Genomic DNA, 17,542 nt, shown 5'->3' with positions numbered 1-17,542 from the left:
GTCCGGGGGACGGGGGCCCTGCCCGCGGTGCGGGCGTCCGGCGGCTGACCGCCGTGGACGTCCGCATCCTGGAAGGCGTCGCGGTCGGCATCTCGACCGCCCGGCTGGCGGCATCGCTCTATCTGAGCCCGCAGGGCATCGAGTACCGCATCGGGCTGATGATGCGCCATTTCCAGGCCGCCAACCGGCCCGCTCTGGTCTCCCGGGCGCACTCCCTCGGCGTGTTGAGCGTCGGGACATGGCCACCTCGCGTTCTCCCGGAATTCCTTGAGTCCTAGAAGAGGGCGGGGCGCACTGTTCCCTGATCTCCCCCCGTGAGTTCCCTGCCGGAGGGCGGGTCGAAAAAGTCGATTCCGAAGTCGGGGAATGCACTCCGCCGGTATGCTGACAGATATTTTCCCAGATCCGGATACCGTATAGATATCGTGCCGCAAGACGGGTTCCCGAGCGTCCGGTCGAATGCCGGATTCTGCGGCATTGTGCTGTCGGGCCCATGTCTGCTGCACTACGCCTGGGCCACACCGCCGTCCCCTCCTGTCACACTGATTCACAGGAGTAGTCATGAGTTCGGGGTACCTGTTCGGCGGCGGCGTCGGGACCGAGCCGCACGGCCTGGAGCTCTACCGGACCTACGAGGTCGTGCAGGGCCGGCACGAGCAGGGCTCCGGGTCACCGGGCTGACGGTCGGAGAGATCCTGGAGGAAGACCTCCCGACCGCCCGGGAGAAGCGCAAGCGCCCGGCGCCCGGAGGCCCCGATGGAGCGGCTGCGGCACGCCTTGGCCTCTCCTCAGTCGATGCAGAACTCGTTGCCCTCGATGTCCTGCATCGGGATGCACGCGTCGTTGCCGTCGTACAGCGTTCGCACGTGTACCGCGCCGAGCGGGACCAGCCGTGCGCATTCGGCCTCAAGCGCGGCCAGCCGCTCCTCACCCACCAGCCCGGTACCGACCCGCACGTCGAGATGCAGCCGGTTCTTGGCGGCCTTGCCCTCGGGAACGCGCTGGAAGTACAACCGCGGCCCCACGCCCGACGGATCGACGCAGGCGAACCACGCGTCCCGCCGCTCGGCCGGCTGCGCGCTCCTGTAGTCCTCCCACGTGGCGAACCCCTCCGGTGGCGGCGGCACGACGTACCCCAACACCTCGCACCAGAAACGGGCGAGGCGCTCGGGTTCCGCACAGTCGAAGGTGACCTGGAATTGCTTGATCGATGACATCGGCCCACCATAGTGGCGACACCGCGACCCCTGGCGGCCGTTGATCGTTCCGCTTCTCGTCGGGGACGCCGGGCCCTGTGGTGGGATCAGGTCGTGCGCTTCAGGTAGGCCTCGATCTCGTCGGCGGCGCGGGTGGCACCGCCCGCTTCCCGGGTGAGCCGCTGCGCCTCGGTGCCCCGCTCCTGCACGGCCGCGTCGGCGGCCACCTCGGTGATCGCGGCCCGCAGCAGGCTCACGTCGGCCTCCGCCGGCAGCAGTACCCGGCCGAGGCCCAGCTCGGCCACCCGCGCGGTGTTGGCCGCGACGTCCGGCCAGGACGGCACTCCGAGTATCGGGCAGCCGGCGTCCAGGGACTCCAGCACGCCGCCCATGCCGCCGTGGGTGATCACCAGCCGGGCGTGCCGGAGCACCGCCAGGTGCGAGACCCAGCGGTGGACCTCGACGTTGTCCGGCAGCGGACCGAGGTCGGCCGGGTCCATCCCCCCGCCGACCGAGATGACGGCGTGCCAGGGCAGCTCGGCGAAGGCGTCCACGCACAGCCGGAAGAACTCCGGATGCTTGTTGTGCACGGTCCCCATCGAGACCAGCGCCACCGGCAGGCCGCTCGCCGGGGGCTGCCACTCCCCCAGGAAGGAGCGGTCCGTGAGGCACGGCCCGACGAAGGCGAAGCGCTCGTCGAAGCTCTCGCCGTGCGGCTGGAAGAACCGCGGCACGTGGACGAGGTTGAGGCCCTCGGTGCGCATCAGGAACTCGTGCGCCGGCTCGTCGATGCCGTGCGAGGCCAGCAACTCGGCCATCCGGACGCCTAATTCGACCACCACCTCCTCGGTGAGCGGGACCGCGCCGTCCGCCTCCATCATCTGCTGCACGAAGGAGTAGGTGTCGTTGGAGGCGAAGAACGGCGTCGACTGGACGGCCGGGAGCCCCCAGGTGTGGGCCAGTATCCGGCCGGCCTGGAAGGCCACGGCGTCGTAGACCACCGCGTCGGGCCTGGCGTCGGCGAACCACTCCTGGACCGCGCGCAGGATGGCGATGTTCTCGTCCAGGAAGATCAGCGGGGTGCGCCCGTTCTCGGGGCCGCCCACGCTGTCCAGCGGCTGGGTGGAGTCGTAGCGCAGGTGTTCGGCGCCGACCTCGGCCAGGGCCTGGGCGAAGTCGTCGACGGCCGCGTAGGTGACCCGGTGCCCGCGGCGTACCAGTTCACCGACGACCGCCAGAGTGGGGAAGACATGGCCGTGGGCCGGGATGTTGACCATCAGGATGTGGCTCACTGCTACTCCGTCGGTATCGGGAAGAGGAACGAGGGAAGAGGGAAGCAAGAAGCGCGATTCGGGAAGGGAGAAGGGGCGCGGCAGGCCGCGCGGCTCAGCTGGGGTCCTGGTCCGGGCCGGCCTCGGGCTGCGGCTCGGACTGCGGCTCGGCGGCCCACTGGCCGCCCGCGATCTCCTCGGCGCTCAGCTGCCGGCGCGGGATCCAGGCGGGGGCGGTGCCCTCCTCGTTGCGGCCTTTGTCGAGGATCGCCAGGTTGTGGTAGAAGTGCGCGCCGGCCAGCGTCCGGTCGGTCCCGCTCGGGCGGTGCGCGGTCGGCGGCTCGTGCTCCTCGTGGTTGAGGCCGTCGAGCAGCTGCTTGAGGAAGCCCATGCTGGTGGTCGGGTCGCCGAGCCGCTCCGAACTGCCGCCGTAGCCCGGCCAGTAGGAGGTCTGCAGGTCCTCGATCACATAGAGCCCGCCCGGGACCACGTGCGGGAAGAGCGCGCCGAAGGCGGCGATGACGTCCGGGCAGTAGTGGCTGCCGTCGTCGATGACGATGTCGATCGGCCCGATCCGCTCGGCCAGCGCGGTGAGGAAGGCCGGGTCCGCCTGGTCGCCCCGGACGGTGTGGATCCGCTGCTCGCGCAGCGCCGTCTTGTCGTAGACGTCGACCCCGTAGACGAGGCCCCGCCGGAAGAAGCGCTTCCACATCCGCAGCGAGCCACCGCCCGCCGCCGGGTCGGCGTAGCCGCCGATCCCCAGCTCCAGGACGGTGAGCGGCCGGTCCCGCAGCGGGGCGAAGTGCCGGGCGTAGTGCTCGGTGTAGTAGTGCAGCCCCCACTTGTCCGAACCGTGGCGCAGCGACAACTCGGCCAGGTCGAGCGGCTGTTCCACCAAGCCGCGGAGCAGCTGCTGGACGACCGGGAAGGCCGCCAGCACGGTCATCAGCCGAGCCGGGTCCTCGATGCCGTGCCAGGTGATCCCGGGCGTGCGGTGGCCTGCGGTGTGCCGGGCGCCGAAGACGGCGCGGGCCAGGTCGAGCAGGTCCAGCTCGACGGTGGCGCTGGGCTCGTCGGCCGGCCCGGTGCGGTGCTCGGCCTTGGGGCCGGCCAGCAGGTGGTGCCGGAGCACCTGGCCGTCGAAGGCGAGCTCGAACTGCACCACCACCACCGCCGCGGCGGCGAGTTGCTCGCTCAGGTCGGCCCGGCTGACCAGTTCGTCCACCAGGTCGGCGGCCGTCTGCTCGGCGCCCGCCGACCTGATCACCGCCGCAAGCCGCTCCTCGGGCCCGTCCGCCGCCAGGATCAGGGCGCGGATCCGGCGCAGGTCGGTCTCGTGCGGGTCCGAGTCGTGGTCCGACGGGCTGTTCACGTGCCGGCCGTTCTCGTGCTGTCCGGTGAGGGCGGTCATGCGTGAGCCTTTCCACGAGGGAGTCGAGAGGACGGGGAACGGATCGGGGCTTCTTCCAGGCCGGGGTGACGCCGTCGGTCGTCGCCGGCGGCGGGATCTCCACCCGACCGGGGAAGAGGGCGTTGTCCACCACGATCGGACCGCCGGGCACCGAGTGCACGGCGGGACGCCGCCGCCACTCTCAGCTACTGGATCGACACGTCGTGAATCTAGGTGCGCATCCCTCCCGCCACAAGCACTACCTGGGGCCATGGGGCGCCGAGTGCGGGAAACGAGCCAGAATCGGGGCACCGCTGTTCCGCATGTTTGGACCCGTCACCCCGGTGTCGTTCGTGGCAGCGGCGGAGTCGGTGATCGTCGGGCGACCGGGCCCCGGCCCCGGATCCACCGGCCCCCGCGGCCGGCCCAGGGCGGGACCGTCCCGCCGGCCGGGTCGGCCCGCAAGGACACGAGGGGCAGTTTCCACCCCCATGACCAGTGACCGAGCGGCCCGGGTCCGGCCCGGCCCCGAGGCCGGAGCGCCGCAGGTTCGGCTCCCGAGTCCGCACTGTGGGTCGTGGCCGAGTACGACGCCGCCGGGAACGAGAAGGGCGCGATCCCGCGGTGCGGCCCTCGCGTCACGTCCTCGCCCGCCCGGCGGAGTCCAGGATCACGCGAAGGCCGCCAGGTCGTCCCGGAGGCTTCCCGGTCATCAGGCCAAGGTGGCGAGTTCGGCGAGCAGGGTGGTGACGGCGGCGGGGGTCAGCCGGTGGCCGGCGGTGGTCTCGACGAGGTGGCCCGAGGCGGTGCGGGAGCTCCACCAGTCTTCGAGGAATCCGGGGGCGTAGCCGCCGGTGCGGAAGCCGTACGGTTCGGACACGAGGTCGAAGGCGATCATCAGCTCGTAGTCCGGGAGCGCATAGGAACGCTCGTGCTGCGGCGGGGTTCTGACGTACCGTTCGAAGGGGTCGACCCGGTTGGCGCTGGTGAAGAGCCAGAACAGGTAGTCGTACATCAGCAGGGAGCGCGGGTCGGCGTGCAGGGCGAAGAAGCCCTTGTCGTGTACGACGGCCTCCGCGAGCGCGCGCAGTCGCCGGTCCGCGTCGGGCAGGACGTCCGCGACCGCGCGGAAGGCGTGCTGCAGGACCGGGGAGAAGCTGCCGTCGCGCACCGTGGCCAGGTCGGCGAGCAGGTCCTGTTCCGCGGTGTCATGGACGGACTCGTCGACCAGGCCGGTGACGAAGTCCTCGAAGGTCTCCGCGAGCAGGGTGATCGCGAAGCCGTCCTCCTGGTCGACGTGCACCACGGCCGGCGGCAGCTACCTCAACCGGATGGGCGACCACTGCGCCCCGTGCCGCTACCGGCCCACCGAACGCCTCGGCGACCGGGCCTGCCCGTTCACCACCGGCTGCTGGGCCTTCGTCCACCGCCATCACGACCTGCTCGCCGCCAACCACCGCCGCCGCGCGGGCCGCCGTCGGGCTGCGCCGCTTGACCGGCCTGCCCTGGCCGGCACCTCCACTCCGGTGCAGCTGCCCTGACCCGGTGACCGGGTGGCCGCGGTCCCGGGCCACCGGTGCCCAGTGCCCGGCGGCCCGTTGCCCGTGCGTCAGCCGTAGAGCGCCACCCGGGGCTCGACCGTGCCCTGGGCCGGGGCCGTCCCGACGACGGTGACCCGGTAGCGCTCGGTCAGGGTGTGGTGGCCGTGCAGGACGAGCTTGGCCGAGGCGAGCCGGGTGTACAGGGTGCCGGTCTGGCTGGCGAGCGGCAGGGTGCGCCAGCGGCCGTCGGAGGAGAGCACTTCGAGCCGGATGCTCGCCGGATCGAGGAAGGGCCCGTTGGCGGGGGACTCGATGAGGACCTGCGGGGCCACCGTGCGGTCGGCCGAGGAGTCGTTGCGGTAGGAGACGGTGATCACCCGCTGTGCGTGGTCGTGCGGCAGCGAGGAGGTGGGCAGCTCGACGAAGCCGGTCGGCGGGGCGCCGGTCGCGGTCGGGGTGCCGGTCGCCGCCTGGGACGGGGCGGTGAGCAGGGCGGTCGGCACGGCGGCGAGGGCCGCGGCCAGCGCCAGGCTCCGACGGGGGATCTTCCGGGTGCGCATGGCGCCTCCTTCGGCCGGTGGCCAGGGCACGCGGGTGCGCCGACTGGTCCGGGCAGGTCCGTACGGCACCACCCTGCCCCTTCACCCGGAAAGCCGCACGCCGAAGCCGCACCCGGCAGCCGCGACCGGTGACCCGCCCGCCGCTACCCGCCCGGGGCGACCCGCCCACCGTGAGCCGCCGGCCGTGAGCCGGTGCCGGGCCCGACCGGAGGGCCGGGAGCGGTGCCGGGACTGGGCCGAACGTGCGACCGCCGCAGCCGCGGGGCCGGGGCACCGCCCGCGCCGGGACCGGGCCCCTTACCTTGGGCGCAACCTCCCGCCCGGCGCCCGCGCGCCGCGCGGAGTGCCCGAAGGTCGGGGGGAGGTCCCGAGAAGGGGAGGGCGGCTTGCGGGCACGTTCGGTGGAGGAGCCGGGGCAGCGGATGCCGATCCTGATCCGGTACGGCCACCGCTCCTGGCTGGTGCCCCTGGCGGTCTTCGCGTTCGTGGTGGGCGTGGACGCGGCCACGCCCGCGACGTTCGCGTCCGTGAGCTGGCTGGTGATGGTCCCCGTGGTGGCGGCCGGGCTCTGCGGGCCGGCGGCCACCGGGCTGTTCGCCCTCCTCGCGATCGCCGCCTACCCCGCCCTGGACAGCATCTGGGGCAAGTCCCAGGGGATCGAGGACTTCCTGCTGGTGATCGCGGGGGCCGTCTTCTCGGTGCCGATCAGCGTCTTCCGCGCCCGGGCCGCCGCCTACGTCCGCCATCTGCAGGGCGCGGCGGAGACCACCCGGCAGGTGGTGCTGCGCCCGGTGCCCCCGGGGTGGGGCGGCGTGGACTCGGCGGCGCGCTACCTGGCCGCGGACGTCGAGGCCCGGGTGGGCGGCGACTTCTACGACGTGCTGGCCACCCCGTTCGGGGCGCGGGTCATCCTCGGCGACGTCCAGGGCAAGGGCCTGCCGGCCGTCTCCGCGGCGGCGGCCCTGGTGGGCTGCTTCCGGGAGGCCGCCTTCCACGAGCGCGACCTGGCCACCGTGGCGGGCTGGATGGAGGAGCGGCTGTACCGGCAGAACGCGCTGGCGGAGCGACTGGGGGAGCGGGAGGAGCGGTTCGCCACGGCGGTGGTCCTCTGGTTCCCCTCCGACGCGCCGGGGGAGGTGGAGGTGGTGAACTTCGGCCACGACAGCCCCCACGTCCTCGGCCTCGCGGGCGTGCGGCAGCTGCCGCCGGGCGACGGGGCCCCGATCGGGCTGGCCCAGCTGGCCGGCGGGCTGCCGCGGGTGCGGCGGCTGCGCCTGGGCCCGGGCGAGACGGTCCTGATCGTCTCGGACGGGGTGACCGAGGCCCGTGACCGCACGGGCGCCTTCTTCTCGCTGCGCGCCCACCTGGACCGGCTGGCCGACGCCCCGGGAGTGGTCGACCCCGGGCGCCTGGTCGACGAGGTGGCCGCCGCGGTCCTCCGGCACACCGGCGGCCGGCTGACGGACGACACCGCCCTGCTGGCCGTCCGGACGCCCCCGGTGGAGCCGGCGGACGGAGCCGGCCTCAGTCCTCGGCGTGGCTGATAGCGCAGGCCAGGACGCCGGGGATCCGGGCCAGTTCGGCGGTGAGGACGGACGGGTTCCCCCGGCCGTGCAGGCTGATGGACACCTCCGTGACCCGCTCGTCTCCGCCGCCGCCGTCCTCGCCCGGTGGCGCGGCCCGGTCGACGGTCGCCAGCTCGGCGACGGAGTACCCCTCGGCCGTGATCCGGGCGAGCAGCAGGCGGAGCAGGCCGTGGCCCCGGGTGTAGGTGACGTGGCAGCTGACCGGGCGGGCGCCGAGTCGCGGCAGACGGTGGGTGAGGGGTCGCAGCACATAGCCGACGAAGAAGTAGGCCGCAGTGGCCGCGGTGGCGAGCAGCGGCAGGCCGGCGGCGGCCGCCGTGCCGATCGCGGCGGTCAGCCAGACGGTGGCGGCCGTGGTCAGCCCCCGGATCGAGCCGCGCTGGACGAAGATCACGCCGGCGCCGATGAAGCCCAGTCCGGAGACGATCTGGGCGGCCATCCGGGAAGGGTCCAGTGAGACCACTCCGGCCTGGACCACGTCGCTGAAGCCGTACTTGCTCACCAGGGTGAAGAGTGCCGCTCCGAGGCCGACGACCGTGTACGTGCGCAGTCCGGCGGCCTTCTGTCTGATCTCCCGTTCCAGGCCGATCGCGCTGGCCAGGACCAGGGCGACGGCGAGGTCGGCGAGGTGCGACCACCCTTGTCCGAAAGGATCGTTGACCATTCCCAGCGTCCTCAGCTCCTCCTGCCGTCGCATCGTCCCGCCCGCACCCGGGAGGGCGGGCACCGACCCCGTTCGACGAAGCGGGTGCCTTTGAGCGTACGGCTCATCAGACGATCGGACCGGCGCTCGCACGGGCCGACTTGAGGGGCGGGAGGTGGAGCGGAAGCGAACCGACGGCGCGCCGGCCCGGCGGTTCCGCCCGGTGGGGACCCGGCGCGCTCCGTCGGCGCCGAGGGGTCGCGCCGGCCCCCGACCCGCTGCGGGCGGGACCGGGTGCAGGCCCCCTGGGCCGCTCGCCGGTGGAGTCGGGCCGCACCTCGGCCGTCGCGCTCCGCCGGCTCAGGCCGGGGGGACGGGCCGCAGCCGGTAGGCGTCCCCGTGGGCGACGACGTGGCCGGCGGTGGGCGGGGCGAAGTGCGTGCCGAGCAGCAGGGTGTCGGTGCCGGCGAGGGAGTCGAGCAGCGCGCGGCGGGTGGCCTCGGAGCGCTGCGGGTCGATGTCGACGCAGGCGCCGATGGCGGGGTGGGCGAGCTGGACCGGGTGGTGGAGGCAGTCCCCGGTGATCACCGCCGTGCGGCCCCGGCTGGTCAGTTCGACGGCGACGTGCCCCGGGGTGTGGCCGGGGGTGGGGAGCAGGCGCAGGCCCGGGGCGATCGCCAGGCCCTCGGCGGGGACGTCGACGAGGTCCAGCCGGCCGGCCCGCTCGACCGGCAGCACCGAGTCCCGGAACATCAGGGCGCGCGCCTCGTCCATGGCGTACCCGGCCCAGAACTCCCGTTCGGCGCGGGTGGTGAGGTAGCGCGCGCGGGGGAAGGTGGGCACCCAGGCGCCGTCCACCTTCCGGGTGTTCCAGCCGACGTGGTCGGCGTGCAGGTGGGTGAGGACCACCAGGTCGACGGAGTCCGGCGGGAATCCGGCGGCGGCGAGGCGCCGCGGGTAGTCGGTGCGCAGGTCGTGCCAGGCCGGGTTGGCGCGCTGCTTGCCGTTGCCGATGCCGGTGTCGACGAGTACCCGCAGCCCGTCCAGGTCGAAGGCGAAGCTGTGGCTGTCCAGGCGCAGCGCGCCGTCGGCGTCGGCGAAGTCGGGGTGCAGCCAGTCCTGGCCGGCCACCGTCCCGGGGGTGGCGCCGGGCAGCAGCCACCGTCCGGTCGTGGGCGGCAGCGGGATTTCGTCGATGCGGTGGACGGTGACGTCGCCGACCGTCCAGGAGGGGGTAGGGGTACTGGGCACGGGGCGGGCTCCTTCGCTGTAAAAGCCATTTGTTTGCGTTAGCGGGACCCTAGAACCTACAGTCGCGTTAACGCAAACCCTTAGCTTTTGGTGTGGGGTGCCTCGCCTGCGCGAACCCGCCCCGCCGCCCACGATCAGGAGCGCGCCCATGTCCTCCCCCGAACTCACCCCGTCCGAGGCCGCCCACCGGGCCGCCCGGGCCGGACTCGACCTGCCGCCCGAGCGCCACGCCGCGGTGGCGGCCACCGCCGAACACATCCAGTCCGTCGTCGCCGTCCTGCGGGAACTGGACTTCGGGGACACCCCGCCCGGCGCCGCCTACCGCGCGGAAGCGGAGCACCTCGACGCGGGGGAGCGGCCCGATGCAGCCGTATGAACTGAGCCTCGCCGCCGCCGCGACACGGATCCGGGAGCGGCGGCTGTCCCCCGTGGAACTGGTCGACTCCGTCCTCGGCCGCATCGACCGGGTGGAGCCGCACCTCGGCGCCTACGCCACCGTCGCCGCCGAACAGGCCCGCGACGCGGCGCGCCGGGCCGAGCGGGAGATCGCCCAGGGCCGGTACCGGGGGCCGCTGCACGGCATCCCGGTCGGACTCAAGGACCTGATCGACGTCGCCGGCATGCCCACCGGTGCCGGCTCCCGGGTCCGGGACGGCCACCGCGCGACCGCCGACAGCGCGGTCGCCGCCCGGCTGCGGGCCGCCGGCGCGGTCCTGGCAGGCAAGACCCACACCCACGAGTTCGCCTACGGCCTGACCACCCCGCAGACATGCAACGCCTGGGACCGCGACCGGGTCGCCGGAGGATCCAGCGGCGGATCCGCCGCCGCGGTGGCCGCCGGGGCGGCGACCTTCGCCCTCGGCACCGACACCGGCGGCTCGATCCGGGTGCCCGCCGCGCTGAACGGGGTGGTCGGCCTCAAGCCCACCTATGGGCTGGTGCCCCGCCACGGCGTCACCTCGCTGTCCTGGTCGCTCGACCACGTGGGCCCGATCACCCGCACCGTCGAGGACGCGGCCCTGGTCCTGGCCGCCCTCGCCGGGCACGACCCGCGCGACCCCGCCTCGCTGGCCGCCCCCGCCGTCGACTACCGGCCCGAGCGGGAGCCGGACCTGACCGGCGTGCGGGTCGGCGTGCCGAACGCCTACTACGTCGACCACGTCGACGAGGAGGTCGCCGCCGCCGTCCACCGTGCCGTCGAGCAGCTGGAGGCGCTCGGCGCCCGGCCCGTCGAGGTGGAGATCCCGATGGCCCGCTACCTGGTGCCCACCCTGTGGGGCCTGACCGCGCCCGAGGCCGCCGCCTACCACGCGCGCACGCTGCGCACCGTCCCCGAGCTGTACCGGGCCGACGTCCGGGTCCTGCTGGAGGCCGGCTCACTGATCGGCGCGGGCGACTACCTGCGCGCCCAGCGCGCCCGGACGCTGATCCGGGACGCGTGGGCGCGGGTCCTGGCGGAGGTCGACGTGATCGCCGCCCCGACCGTGCCGACCACGGCGGTGCGGGTCGGCCAGGAGGCGGTCGGCTGGCCGGACGGCACCACCGAGAGCGTCTCGGACGCCTACGTCCGGCTCTCCGCCCCGGCCAACGTCACCGGCGTGCCCGCGCTGTCCGTCCCGGCCGGCCACGACGCGGCGGGCCTGCCGATCGGCCTGCAGCTGCTCGGGCGGCCGCTCGGCGAACGGACGCTGCTGCGGGTCGGCCACGCCTTCGAGCGGACGCAGCCCGCGCGGGCGCTGGCGCCGGTGGTCTGAGCCCGGCCGCGGGCGTGCCGGGCCCGCGCCCGGGGTCCCGGCCCGCCCGGGCCCGCCTCGACGCGAAGGCGCCGCTCTAGGATGGCGGTATGAGTCCTCGGCAGATGGTCCGCCCGGGCGGGCGCAGCGCCCGGGTCCAGGAGGCGGTGCACACCGCGGTGCGCGAGCTGCTCGCGGAGGTGGGCCGCGAGGCGCTCACCGTGCCGATGGTCGCCCAGCGGGCCGGTGTCACCCCGTCCACGGTGTACCGCCGCTGGGGCGACCTGGCCGAGCTGCTGTCCGACGTCGCGGTGGAGCGGCTGCGCCCCGACACCGAGCCGGCGGACCGCGGCGGCCTGTGCGCCGACCTCACCGCCTGGGCCGAGCAGTTCCTCGACGAGATGGCCTCCGCCTCCGGCCGCGCCTACGTCCGCGACGCCCTCCTCGGTGACCCGGACGGCGGCAACGCCGGCCAGTGCTCGGCCTTCGCCGCCGAGCAGCTCGCCCTGGTCCTCGCCCGCGCCCGTGCGCGCGGCGAGGACGCCCCCGGGGTCGAGGCCGCCATGGACCGCCTCGTCGCCCCCCTGATGTACCGGATCCTCTTCCGCCCCGCCGGCCTCGGCCCCGACTACGCCCGCCGCCTGGTCGCCGACCTGCTCGGCGACCCGTCCTGCGAGTCGGCCTGACGGTCCGTCAATCACCTTTCCCCTGCGGCAAATGCGCGGAATGCGGTTGATGGAACCGGCCGTCCGATCATGGGTTAGCCTCCTCGTGGCGTGATCACATGCCGATCTCGAAGTGGGGGGAACCGCATGGCAATCGGACGACGGCAACTACTCACCTCCGTCGCGCTCACCGCCCTCGCCGCACCCGTCCTGGCCAGGGGGAGCGCGACCCGCGCGGTCGCGGCCGAGGGCACGGGCACGGCCGCGGGCATGCCGGCGGCCGCCGGCGACGGGCCGCTGTTCCTGCAGGTCGTCGCGCACGAGGACGACGACATCCTGTTCATGAACCCGGACCTGTCCAACGCGCTCGCCAACGGCACGCCGTCCGTCACGGTGTTCGTCACCGCGGGAAACATCACCGGCGACCCGTGCGCCACGGCCTGCTGGGACGCCGACGGCGATCCGCTGCGCACCTGGAACCGGCAGATGGGCGCCGTCAACGCCTACTCCCGGATGACCGGGGTCGGCGACACCGACCCGACGACCGACGAGGTCGGGCACTGGACGGCCGAGGCGTGGACGGTCGCGGGCAAGCAGGTCGAACGGTACGTCCTCAAGGGCCGGCCGGTGCACCTGATCTTCCTCAACCTGCACGACGGCGGGCTCGCCGGCGTCCTGGCCGGTGGCACCGACACCACGGTCGTCCCGGTCGGCAGCAAGCTGTCCGGGCCGTCGACCTACACGGCCGCGGACGTCGTCGAGGTGCTGCGGCAGGTGATGGTGACGTACCGGCCGACGGTGCTCCGGGCCCAGGACGAACTGCCGGACAGCCGCTACTCGGGCGACCACGCGGACCACGTCACCGCCGCGAAGTTCGCCGGCGAGGCGGCCCGGCTGTACGGCGGCTCGCTGATCCAGGTGAACTACCGGGACTACAACATCAGCGACTCCCCGGTGAACCTCGACCCGGCGACGACCGGCGCCAAGGGCGTGTTCGTCTCCGAGTACGCGAGCCACGACCACTCGCCGAACTACTCCACCGACTGGTTCTCCCGGATGTACTACCGCTGGTCGCGGGGCACCTCCTGGGCCGGACTGAACCAGGACGGCCGGCCGCAGGTCTTCCTCGTCCGGGCCGGCGCCCTCGTCACGTACTGGCGCCAGGCGGACGGCAGCTGGGGCGGTCCGGTGCGGATGGCCGACCCGGGCGGGCGGCTGGCGCCGGGCACCGCGGTCGGCACCAACGCCGACGGCCGGCTGGAGGTCTTCGCCCGCCGCCTCACCGACCACCACATCGTCTCCCTGCCGCAGGGCACGCCCAACGGCTGGTGGTGGAACTCCTGGGCCGACCACGGCAACCCCAACGCCGGGCTCGGCAACGAGGCCCAGGTCGGCGTGCCCGTGGTCGCCAACTCCCAGGACGGGCGGCTGGAGATCTTCGTCAAGAACGGCGGCGGCGGCCTCAGCAGCATCTGGCAGACCACCCCGGGCGGCGTGTGGACGCGCGACTGGGCGGACCTGGGCGGCACCGACCTCCAGGACCCGGTCACCGCGATCCGCAACGGCGCCGGGGCGATCGAGGTGTTCGCCGCCACCCGCACCGGCATCCTCGGCTGGTGGCAGAGCGCCCCGAACGGAATCTTCAACGGCCCGGCCCCGATCCCGGACGCCCGGCCGGCGAGCCCGCCCAAGGCCGCGCTCGACCAGGACGGCCGCATCGAACTCGCCTACCGGGAGGCGGGCACCGGCGCGATGCTGGTCAGCTACCAGACCCGGCCCGGCGGCGGTTCGTGGAGCCGGACACCGGCCCCCCTCGGCGGGCACGGGGGAGTGGGCGAGCCGGCCGCGGCCACCCTCGGCGGACGGGTCGTGCTGTTCGAGCGCAACGGCGGCGGCGGGGTGAGCACCACTGCGCAGACCGCCCCGAACTCCGGCTACGACACCTGGCAGGACCTCGGCGGCACCGTCCTCGACTTCCCGACCGCGATCGTCGACGGCGGCGGGGTGCTCCACGTGTTCGCCATCGGTACGGACGGCCGCGTCCGCTTCCGCACCGGCGCGACGGCCACCGCCTTCGGCGACTGGCAGGTCCTGCCGCTGTGACCCCCCGCCCGGCGGCCGACCGGGGGACCGCCCCGTCGGCCGCCGGGCTCGGGCCGTCGAACCGGCCGAGGGGCCGTCAGCGGTCGCCCATCAGCCGGTACATGCCGATCGAGTCGTGGGTGGCGGTGTCCGCGAAGCCGAACTTCTCGTAGAGGAAGCGCGCGGGCCCGTCCGCGATCAGCGAGACGTACGCGGTGGCGGGGGCCCGGCGCTCCAGTTCTTCGGTGAGGGCTGCCATGATGCGCTTGCCGAGGCCGTGGCCCTGGTGCGCGGGGTGGACGCAGATGTCGGTGATCTGGAACGCGGTGCCGCCGTCGCCGATGATCCGCCCCATCCCGACGGGCTCGCCCTCGTGGTGGAGGACCACGCCGTACCAGGTGTTGGGGAGGGCGAGCGCGACCGCCTCGGGGGCCTTGTCGGAGAGGCCGGCGTCGGTGCGCAGGCGGCGGAAGACCTCGACGGTGGGCACGCCGGGACGAAGCTCGTAAGGGTCACTCGCTGAATTCATAGCTTACATGCTACCCGCTCGGCACCGTCGCCCGGCTCCGGCCGCTCGGGTGAACGCGCGGCGCGACATGCCGGACGCGGCGGGGGCCCGCGAGGGCGGAAGCGATGATCACCGGGTTCCCGGAGCACCCCCCGTCGGAGGCGGACATGCGGATTCTTCTCCTCGCCAGCGCGTTCAACAGCCTCAGCCAGCGGCTGCACGCCGAACTGCGCGACCGGCGCCACATCGTGGACCTCCAACTGGCCGGTGAAGACGAGGAGTTGCTCGACGCGGTGCGCCGGCTCAAGCCCGACCTGGTGCTCGCCCCGATGCTGCGCACCGCGATCCCGCGGGAGCTCTGGTCGCAGCTCACATGCCTGATCGTCCACCCCGGCCCGCCCGGCGACCGCGGCCCCTCCTCCCTCGACCGGGCGATCCAGGACGGCCGCACCGAATGGGCCGTCACCGTGCTCCAGGCCGAGGCGGAGATGGACGCCGGGCCGGTCTGGGCCTCGGCGCCCTGCCGGCTGCCGGAGTACGGCAAGAGCGACCTCTACCGCAACGAGGTCGCCGACGCGGCGGTGGCGGCCGCGCTGCTCGCCGTGGAGCGCGTCGCCTCGGGCACGTACGCGCCGCAGCCGCAGTCCGGCCCCGGCTGGAGCGGCACCGTGCGCACCCGGCCCGTCCTGCGCCAGGAGGAGCGCCGGATCGACTGGGCGGCCGACAGCACCGAGACGGTGCTGCGCAGGCTCCGCGCCGCGGACTCCCGGCCCGGGGTGCTCGACGAACTGTGCGGCGGCACCTGGTACCTGCACGGCGGGCACCGCGAACCGGTGCTGCGCGGCTGCCCGGGCGACCTGCTCGCCACCCGGGCCGGGGCCCTGTGCCGGGCCACCACGGACGGCGCCGTGTGGATCCCCGAACTGCGCCGCCGCACCCCCGGCGGCCCCGCGGGCGTCAAGCTCCCCGCCGTGACGGCGCTCGGCGGCCTGCTCCCCGCCCTGCCCGAGCTGGCGGCGCCCCTGATGCCGGGCGAGCAGGACGGCCCCGTCTGGTCGGACCTCCGCTACCAGGAGGACGGCCCGGTGGGCTTCCTGCGCTTCTCCTTCCCGGGCGGCGCGATGTCCACCGGCCACTGCCGGCGCCTGCTGGCGGCCTACCGCTTCGCCGTCGCCCGCCCGACCTCGGTGCTGGTGCTCGGCGGCGGCCGGGACTTCTTCTCCAACGGCATCCACCTCAACGTGATCGAGGCCGCGGCGGACCCGGCCGTCGAGTCCTGGGACAACATCACCGCGATGGACGAACTGGTCGACGCGGTGCTCACCACCACCGACCGGCTGGTGGTCGCCGCCGTCGGGGGCAACGCGGCGGCCGGCGGGGTGATGCTGGCGCTGGCGGCGGACGAGGTGTGGTGCCGCGGCGGCTCCGTCCTCAACCCGCACTACCGGCTGATGGGGCTGTACGGGTCGGAGTACTGGACGTACAGCCTCCCGCGCCGCCTCGGCGCGGCGGCGGCCGAGCGGCTGACCCGCCAGGCGCTGCCCGTCTCCGCGGCCACCGCCGAGCGGATCGGCCTGGTCGACCGGGTGCTCGCCTGCGGGCCGGAGGAGTTCGGGCCGTCCACGGCCCACCTGGCCGGGCTGCTCGCCGCCTCGCCCACCGCCCACCAGCGGATCGCGGCGAAGAAGGCCGCGCGCGAGGCCGACGAGCGGACGAAACCGCTCGACGCCTACCGGGAGGAGGAGCTCGCGGTCATGCACCGGCAGTTCTTCACACCCGAATCGCCGTATCACGCGCTGCGTTCCGCGTTCGTCCACAAGCGCCCGGTGCCGACGGGGCCCGCCGCGCGACCGTGACCCGAACGGCCCCGCCCGGCTTGCCTCCCCGGGCCCCGGCGCGCGCCGCGCGGACCGGCGCCCGGCCCGGACCGTTGCTATGACTGGCTTCGAGCCATTCCCTCAGGCTCCCATCCCCGAGGAGGCATCCTCATGGGTGCTGCAACAGCTGCAACGACTGCAACAGCTGCAACCACCGACACCGACGTGGTGCACATTCTCTGGATCAACGCGGGCCTCAGCTGCGACGGCGACTCCGTCTCGCTGACCGCCGCGATGCAGCCCAGCATCGAGGAGATCGTCACCGGCGCACTGCCCGGCCTGCCCAAGGTCGCGGTGCACTGGCCGCTGATCGACTTCGAGTGCGGCCCGGTCCAGGGCGCGGACAACTTCGTCGAGTGGTTCTTCAAGGCCGACCGCGGCGAGATCGAGCCGTTCGTGCTGGTCGTCGAGGGGTCCATCCCCAACGAGAAGATCAAGAAGGAGGGCTACTGGTGCGGCTTCGGCGACGACCCCGCCACCGGTCAGCCCATCACCACCAGCGAGTGGCTGGACCGGCTCGCCCCGAAGGCGACCGCCGTGGTGGCGATCGGCACCTGCGCCACGTACGGCGGCATCCACGCGATGGCCGGCAACCCGACCGGCGCCATGGGCGTGCCGGACTACCTCGGCTGGGACTGGAAGTCCAAGGCCGGACTGCCCATCGTCTGCGTGCCGGGCTGCCCGATCCAGCCCGACAACTTCGCCGAGACGCTCACCTACCTGCTGTACCAGCTGGCCGGCTCCGCGCCGATGATCCCGCTGGACGACAAGCTGCGGCCCGCCTGGCTGTTCGGAGCCACCGTGCACGAGGGCTGCGACCGCGGCGGCTACTACGAGCAGGGGCAGTTCGCCACCGACTACGGCACGCCCGAGTGCCTGGTGCGGCTCGGCTGCTGGGGCCCGGTCGTGAAGTGCAACGTCGCCAAGCGCGGCTGGACCAACGGCATCGGCGGCTGCCCGAACGTGGGCGGCATCTGCATCGCCTGCACCATGCCGGGCTTCCCGGACAAGTTCATGCCCTTCATGGACCCGCCGCCCGGCTCACGGGTCTCCACCAACGCCAGCAGCGCGTACGGCGCGCTGATCCGCCGGCTGCGCGCGATCACGCTGAACACCCTGGACAAGGAACCGAAGTGGCGTCACTCCGGCCGCCACCTGACCACGGGCTACCGCCCGCCCTGGTGACCGCCGCAGGGCCGCACACCGCCCGGTGTGCGGCCGCCGACGGCCCACGCCCGC

17 protein-coding genes are annotated in these 17,542 nt (G+C 73.9%); 9 read left to right on the top strand and 8 right to left on the bottom strand.

Going from position 1 to position 17,542, the window contains the following annotated elements; translation table 11 throughout:
• Positions 1-53: 53 nt before the first annotated feature.
• Positions 54-278 (top strand): hypothetical protein, encoded by a 225-nt coding sequence (locus tag ACFWJ4_RS12700; protein WP_380542633.1) that lies wholly within the window; start codon positions 54-56, stop codon positions 276-278.
• A gap of 510 nt (positions 279-788) precedes the next feature.
• On the opposite strand, the gene ACFWJ4_RS12695 is transcribed toward ACFWJ4_RS12700, so the two are convergent.
• From ACFWJ4_RS12695 to ACFWJ4_RS12680, 4 genes are all read right to left on the bottom strand, one after another.
• Positions 789-1,217, bottom strand: a complete 429-nt coding sequence (locus tag ACFWJ4_RS12695) for a VOC family protein (protein ID WP_360509319.1) — start codon at positions 1,215-1,217, stop codon at positions 789-791.
• An 86-nt stretch (positions 1,218-1,303) separates the two neighbouring features.
• A complete protein-coding gene (locus ACFWJ4_RS12690) occupies positions 1,304-2,488 on the bottom strand; it encodes a macrolide family glycosyltransferase (RefSeq protein ID WP_380542629.1) in 1,185 nt (394 codons plus the stop codon).
• Between the two features lie 94 nt (positions 2,489-2,582).
• A complete protein-coding gene (locus ACFWJ4_RS12685; RefSeq protein ID WP_380542627.1) occupies positions 2,583-3,878 on the bottom strand; it encodes a hypothetical protein in 1,296 nt (431 codons plus the stop codon).
• Positions 3,879-4,569: 691 nt separating this feature from the next.
• The gene (locus ACFWJ4_RS12680) at positions 4,570-5,163 is read right to left on the bottom strand and encodes a hypothetical protein (RefSeq protein WP_380542624.1); all 594 of its coding nucleotides are present in this window, start codon (positions 5,161-5,163) and stop codon (positions 4,570-4,572) included.
• Between ACFWJ4_RS12680 and ACFWJ4_RS12675 the strand changes: the two genes are divergently transcribed.
• Positions 5,126-5,398 carry a hypothetical protein gene (locus tag ACFWJ4_RS12675; protein WP_380542622.1) on the top strand — a complete coding sequence of 91 codons (273 nt, stop codon included), beginning with the start codon at positions 5,126-5,128 and terminating at the stop codon, positions 5,396-5,398. The two genes, ACFWJ4_RS12680 and ACFWJ4_RS12675, sit on opposite strands and share 38 nt — an antisense overlap.
• Before the next feature lie 68 nt (positions 5,399-5,466).
• On the opposite strand, the gene ACFWJ4_RS12670 is transcribed toward ACFWJ4_RS12675, so the two are convergent.
• Positions 5,467-5,958 (bottom strand): signal peptide protein, encoded by a 492-nt coding sequence (locus ACFWJ4_RS12670; RefSeq protein ID WP_380542619.1) that lies wholly within the window; start codon positions 5,956-5,958, stop codon positions 5,467-5,469.
• Positions 5,959-6,380: 422 nt separating this feature from the next.
• Between ACFWJ4_RS12670 and ACFWJ4_RS12665 the strand changes: the two genes are divergently transcribed.
• Positions 6,381-7,502, top strand: coding sequence for a PP2C family protein-serine/threonine phosphatase (locus ACFWJ4_RS12665; RefSeq protein WP_380542616.1), 1,122 nt, complete (start codon positions 6,381-6,383; stop codon positions 7,500-7,502).
• Here the strand turns inward: ACFWJ4_RS12665 and ACFWJ4_RS12660 are convergent.
• Positions 7,483-8,208: an MgtC/SapB family protein gene (locus tag ACFWJ4_RS12660; protein WP_380542613.1), complete on the bottom strand. Its 726-nt coding sequence runs from the start codon at positions 8,206-8,208 to the stop codon at positions 7,483-7,485. The two genes, ACFWJ4_RS12665 and ACFWJ4_RS12660, sit on opposite strands and share 20 nt — an antisense overlap.
• Before the next feature lie 339 nt (positions 8,209-8,547).
• Entirely contained in the window at positions 8,548-9,438 is an 891-nt protein-coding gene (locus ACFWJ4_RS12655) for an MBL fold metallo-hydrolase (RefSeq protein WP_380542610.1), read from the bottom strand.
• Positions 9,439-9,586: 148 nt separating this feature from the next.
• On the opposite strand from ACFWJ4_RS12655, the gene ACFWJ4_RS12650 reads away from it, so the two are divergent.
• The 4 genes from ACFWJ4_RS12650 (at position 9,587) to ACFWJ4_RS12635 (ending at position 13,939) form a co-directional block, all read left to right on the top strand.
• Entirely contained in the window at positions 9,587-9,814 is a 228-nt protein-coding gene (locus ACFWJ4_RS12650) for a hypothetical protein (protein ID WP_380542607.1), read from the top strand.
• Positions 9,801-11,192, top strand: a complete 1,392-nt coding sequence (locus tag ACFWJ4_RS12645; RefSeq protein WP_380542604.1) for an amidase — start codon at positions 9,801-9,803, stop codon at positions 11,190-11,192. Before ACFWJ4_RS12650 ends, ACFWJ4_RS12645 begins: the two co-directional genes overlap by 14 nt.
• Before the next feature lie 89 nt (positions 11,193-11,281).
• Complete coding sequence (locus ACFWJ4_RS12640) at positions 11,282-11,857, top strand: TetR/AcrR family transcriptional regulator (RefSeq protein ID WP_380542601.1); 576 nt, start codon at positions 11,282-11,284, stop codon at positions 11,855-11,857.
• Between the two features lie 126 nt (positions 11,858-11,983).
• Complete coding sequence (locus tag ACFWJ4_RS12635) at positions 11,984-13,939, top strand: PIG-L family deacetylase (RefSeq protein ID WP_380542598.1); 1,956 nt, start codon at positions 11,984-11,986, stop codon at positions 13,937-13,939.
• A 76-nt stretch (positions 13,940-14,015) separates the two neighbouring features.
• On the opposite strand, the gene ACFWJ4_RS12630 is transcribed toward ACFWJ4_RS12635, so the two are convergent.
• On the bottom strand, positions 14,016-14,447 hold the full coding sequence (locus ACFWJ4_RS12630; protein ID WP_380542595.1) for a GNAT family N-acetyltransferase: 432 nt from the start codon (positions 14,445-14,447) through the stop codon (positions 14,016-14,018).
• 146 nt (positions 14,448-14,593) lie between these two features.
• Here ACFWJ4_RS12630 and ACFWJ4_RS12625 point away from each other — a divergent pair, with 146 nt between their 5' ends.
• Both ACFWJ4_RS12625 and ACFWJ4_RS12620 read left to right on the top strand, forming a co-directional pair.
• Positions 14,594-16,282: an enoyl-CoA hydratase-related protein gene (locus ACFWJ4_RS12625; protein WP_380542592.1), complete on the top strand. Its 1,689-nt coding sequence runs from the start codon at positions 14,594-14,596 to the stop codon at positions 16,280-16,282.
• Positions 16,283-16,414: 132 nt separating this feature from the next.
• Positions 16,415-17,488: a hydrogenase expression protein HypE gene (locus ACFWJ4_RS12620; RefSeq protein ID WP_359908258.1), complete on the top strand. Its 1,074-nt coding sequence runs from the start codon at positions 16,415-16,417 to the stop codon at positions 17,486-17,488.
• Positions 17,489-17,542: the final 54 nt, after the last annotated feature.

The sequence above is a fragment of the Kitasatospora sp. NPDC127067 genome (assembly GCF_042724755.1).
GTDB lineage: Bacteria > Actinomycetota > Actinomycetes > Streptomycetales > Streptomycetaceae > Kitasatospora > Kitasatospora lactacystinica.
The sequence above is the reverse complement of the archived record's forward strand: the minus strand, read 5'-3'. Positions and strand labels throughout refer to the sequence as shown.

What these genes read in the sequence shown, in the direction of transcription:
- ACFWJ4_RS12620 (WP_359908258.1), top strand. Translation starts at nt 16,415, where the DNA reads ATGGGTGCTGCAACAGCTGCAACGACTGCAACAGCTGCAACCACCGAC.
- ACFWJ4_RS12685 (WP_380542627.1), bottom strand. Translation starts at nt 3,878, where the DNA reads ATGACCGCCCTCACCGGACAGCACGAGAACGGCCGGCACGTGAACAGC.
- ACFWJ4_RS12660 (WP_380542613.1), bottom strand. Translation starts at nt 8,208, where the DNA reads ATGGTCAACGATCCTTTCGGACAAGGGTGGTCGCACCTCGCCGACCTC.
- ACFWJ4_RS12630 (WP_380542595.1), bottom strand. Translation starts at nt 14,447, where the DNA reads ATGAATTCAGCGAGTGACCCTTACGAGCTTCGTCCCGGCGTGCCCACC.
- ACFWJ4_RS12665 (WP_380542616.1), top strand. Translation starts at nt 6,381, where the DNA reads ATGCCGATCCTGATCCGGTACGGCCACCGCTCCTGGCTGGTGCCCCTG.
- ACFWJ4_RS12670 (WP_380542619.1), bottom strand. Translation starts at nt 5,958, where the DNA reads ATGCGCACCCGGAAGATCCCCCGTCGGAGCCTGGCGCTGGCCGCGGCC.
- ACFWJ4_RS12625 (WP_380542592.1), top strand. Translation starts at nt 14,594, where the DNA reads ATGCGGATTCTTCTCCTCGCCAGCGCGTTCAACAGCCTCAGCCAGCGG.
- ACFWJ4_RS12645 (WP_380542604.1), top strand. Translation starts at nt 9,801, where the DNA reads ATGCAGCCGTATGAACTGAGCCTCGCCGCCGCCGCGACACGGATCCGG.
- ACFWJ4_RS12640 (WP_380542601.1), top strand. Translation starts at nt 11,282, where the DNA reads ATGAGTCCTCGGCAGATGGTCCGCCCGGGCGGGCGCAGCGCCCGGGTC.
- ACFWJ4_RS12635 (WP_380542598.1), top strand. Translation starts at nt 11,984, where the DNA reads ATGGCAATCGGACGACGGCAACTACTCACCTCCGTCGCGCTCACCGCC.
- ACFWJ4_RS12695 (WP_360509319.1), bottom strand. Translation starts at nt 1,217, where the DNA reads ATGTCATCGATCAAGCAATTCCAGGTCACCTTCGACTGTGCGGAACCC.
- ACFWJ4_RS12650 (WP_380542607.1), top strand. Translation starts at nt 9,587, where the DNA reads ATGTCCTCCCCCGAACTCACCCCGTCCGAGGCCGCCCACCGGGCCGCC.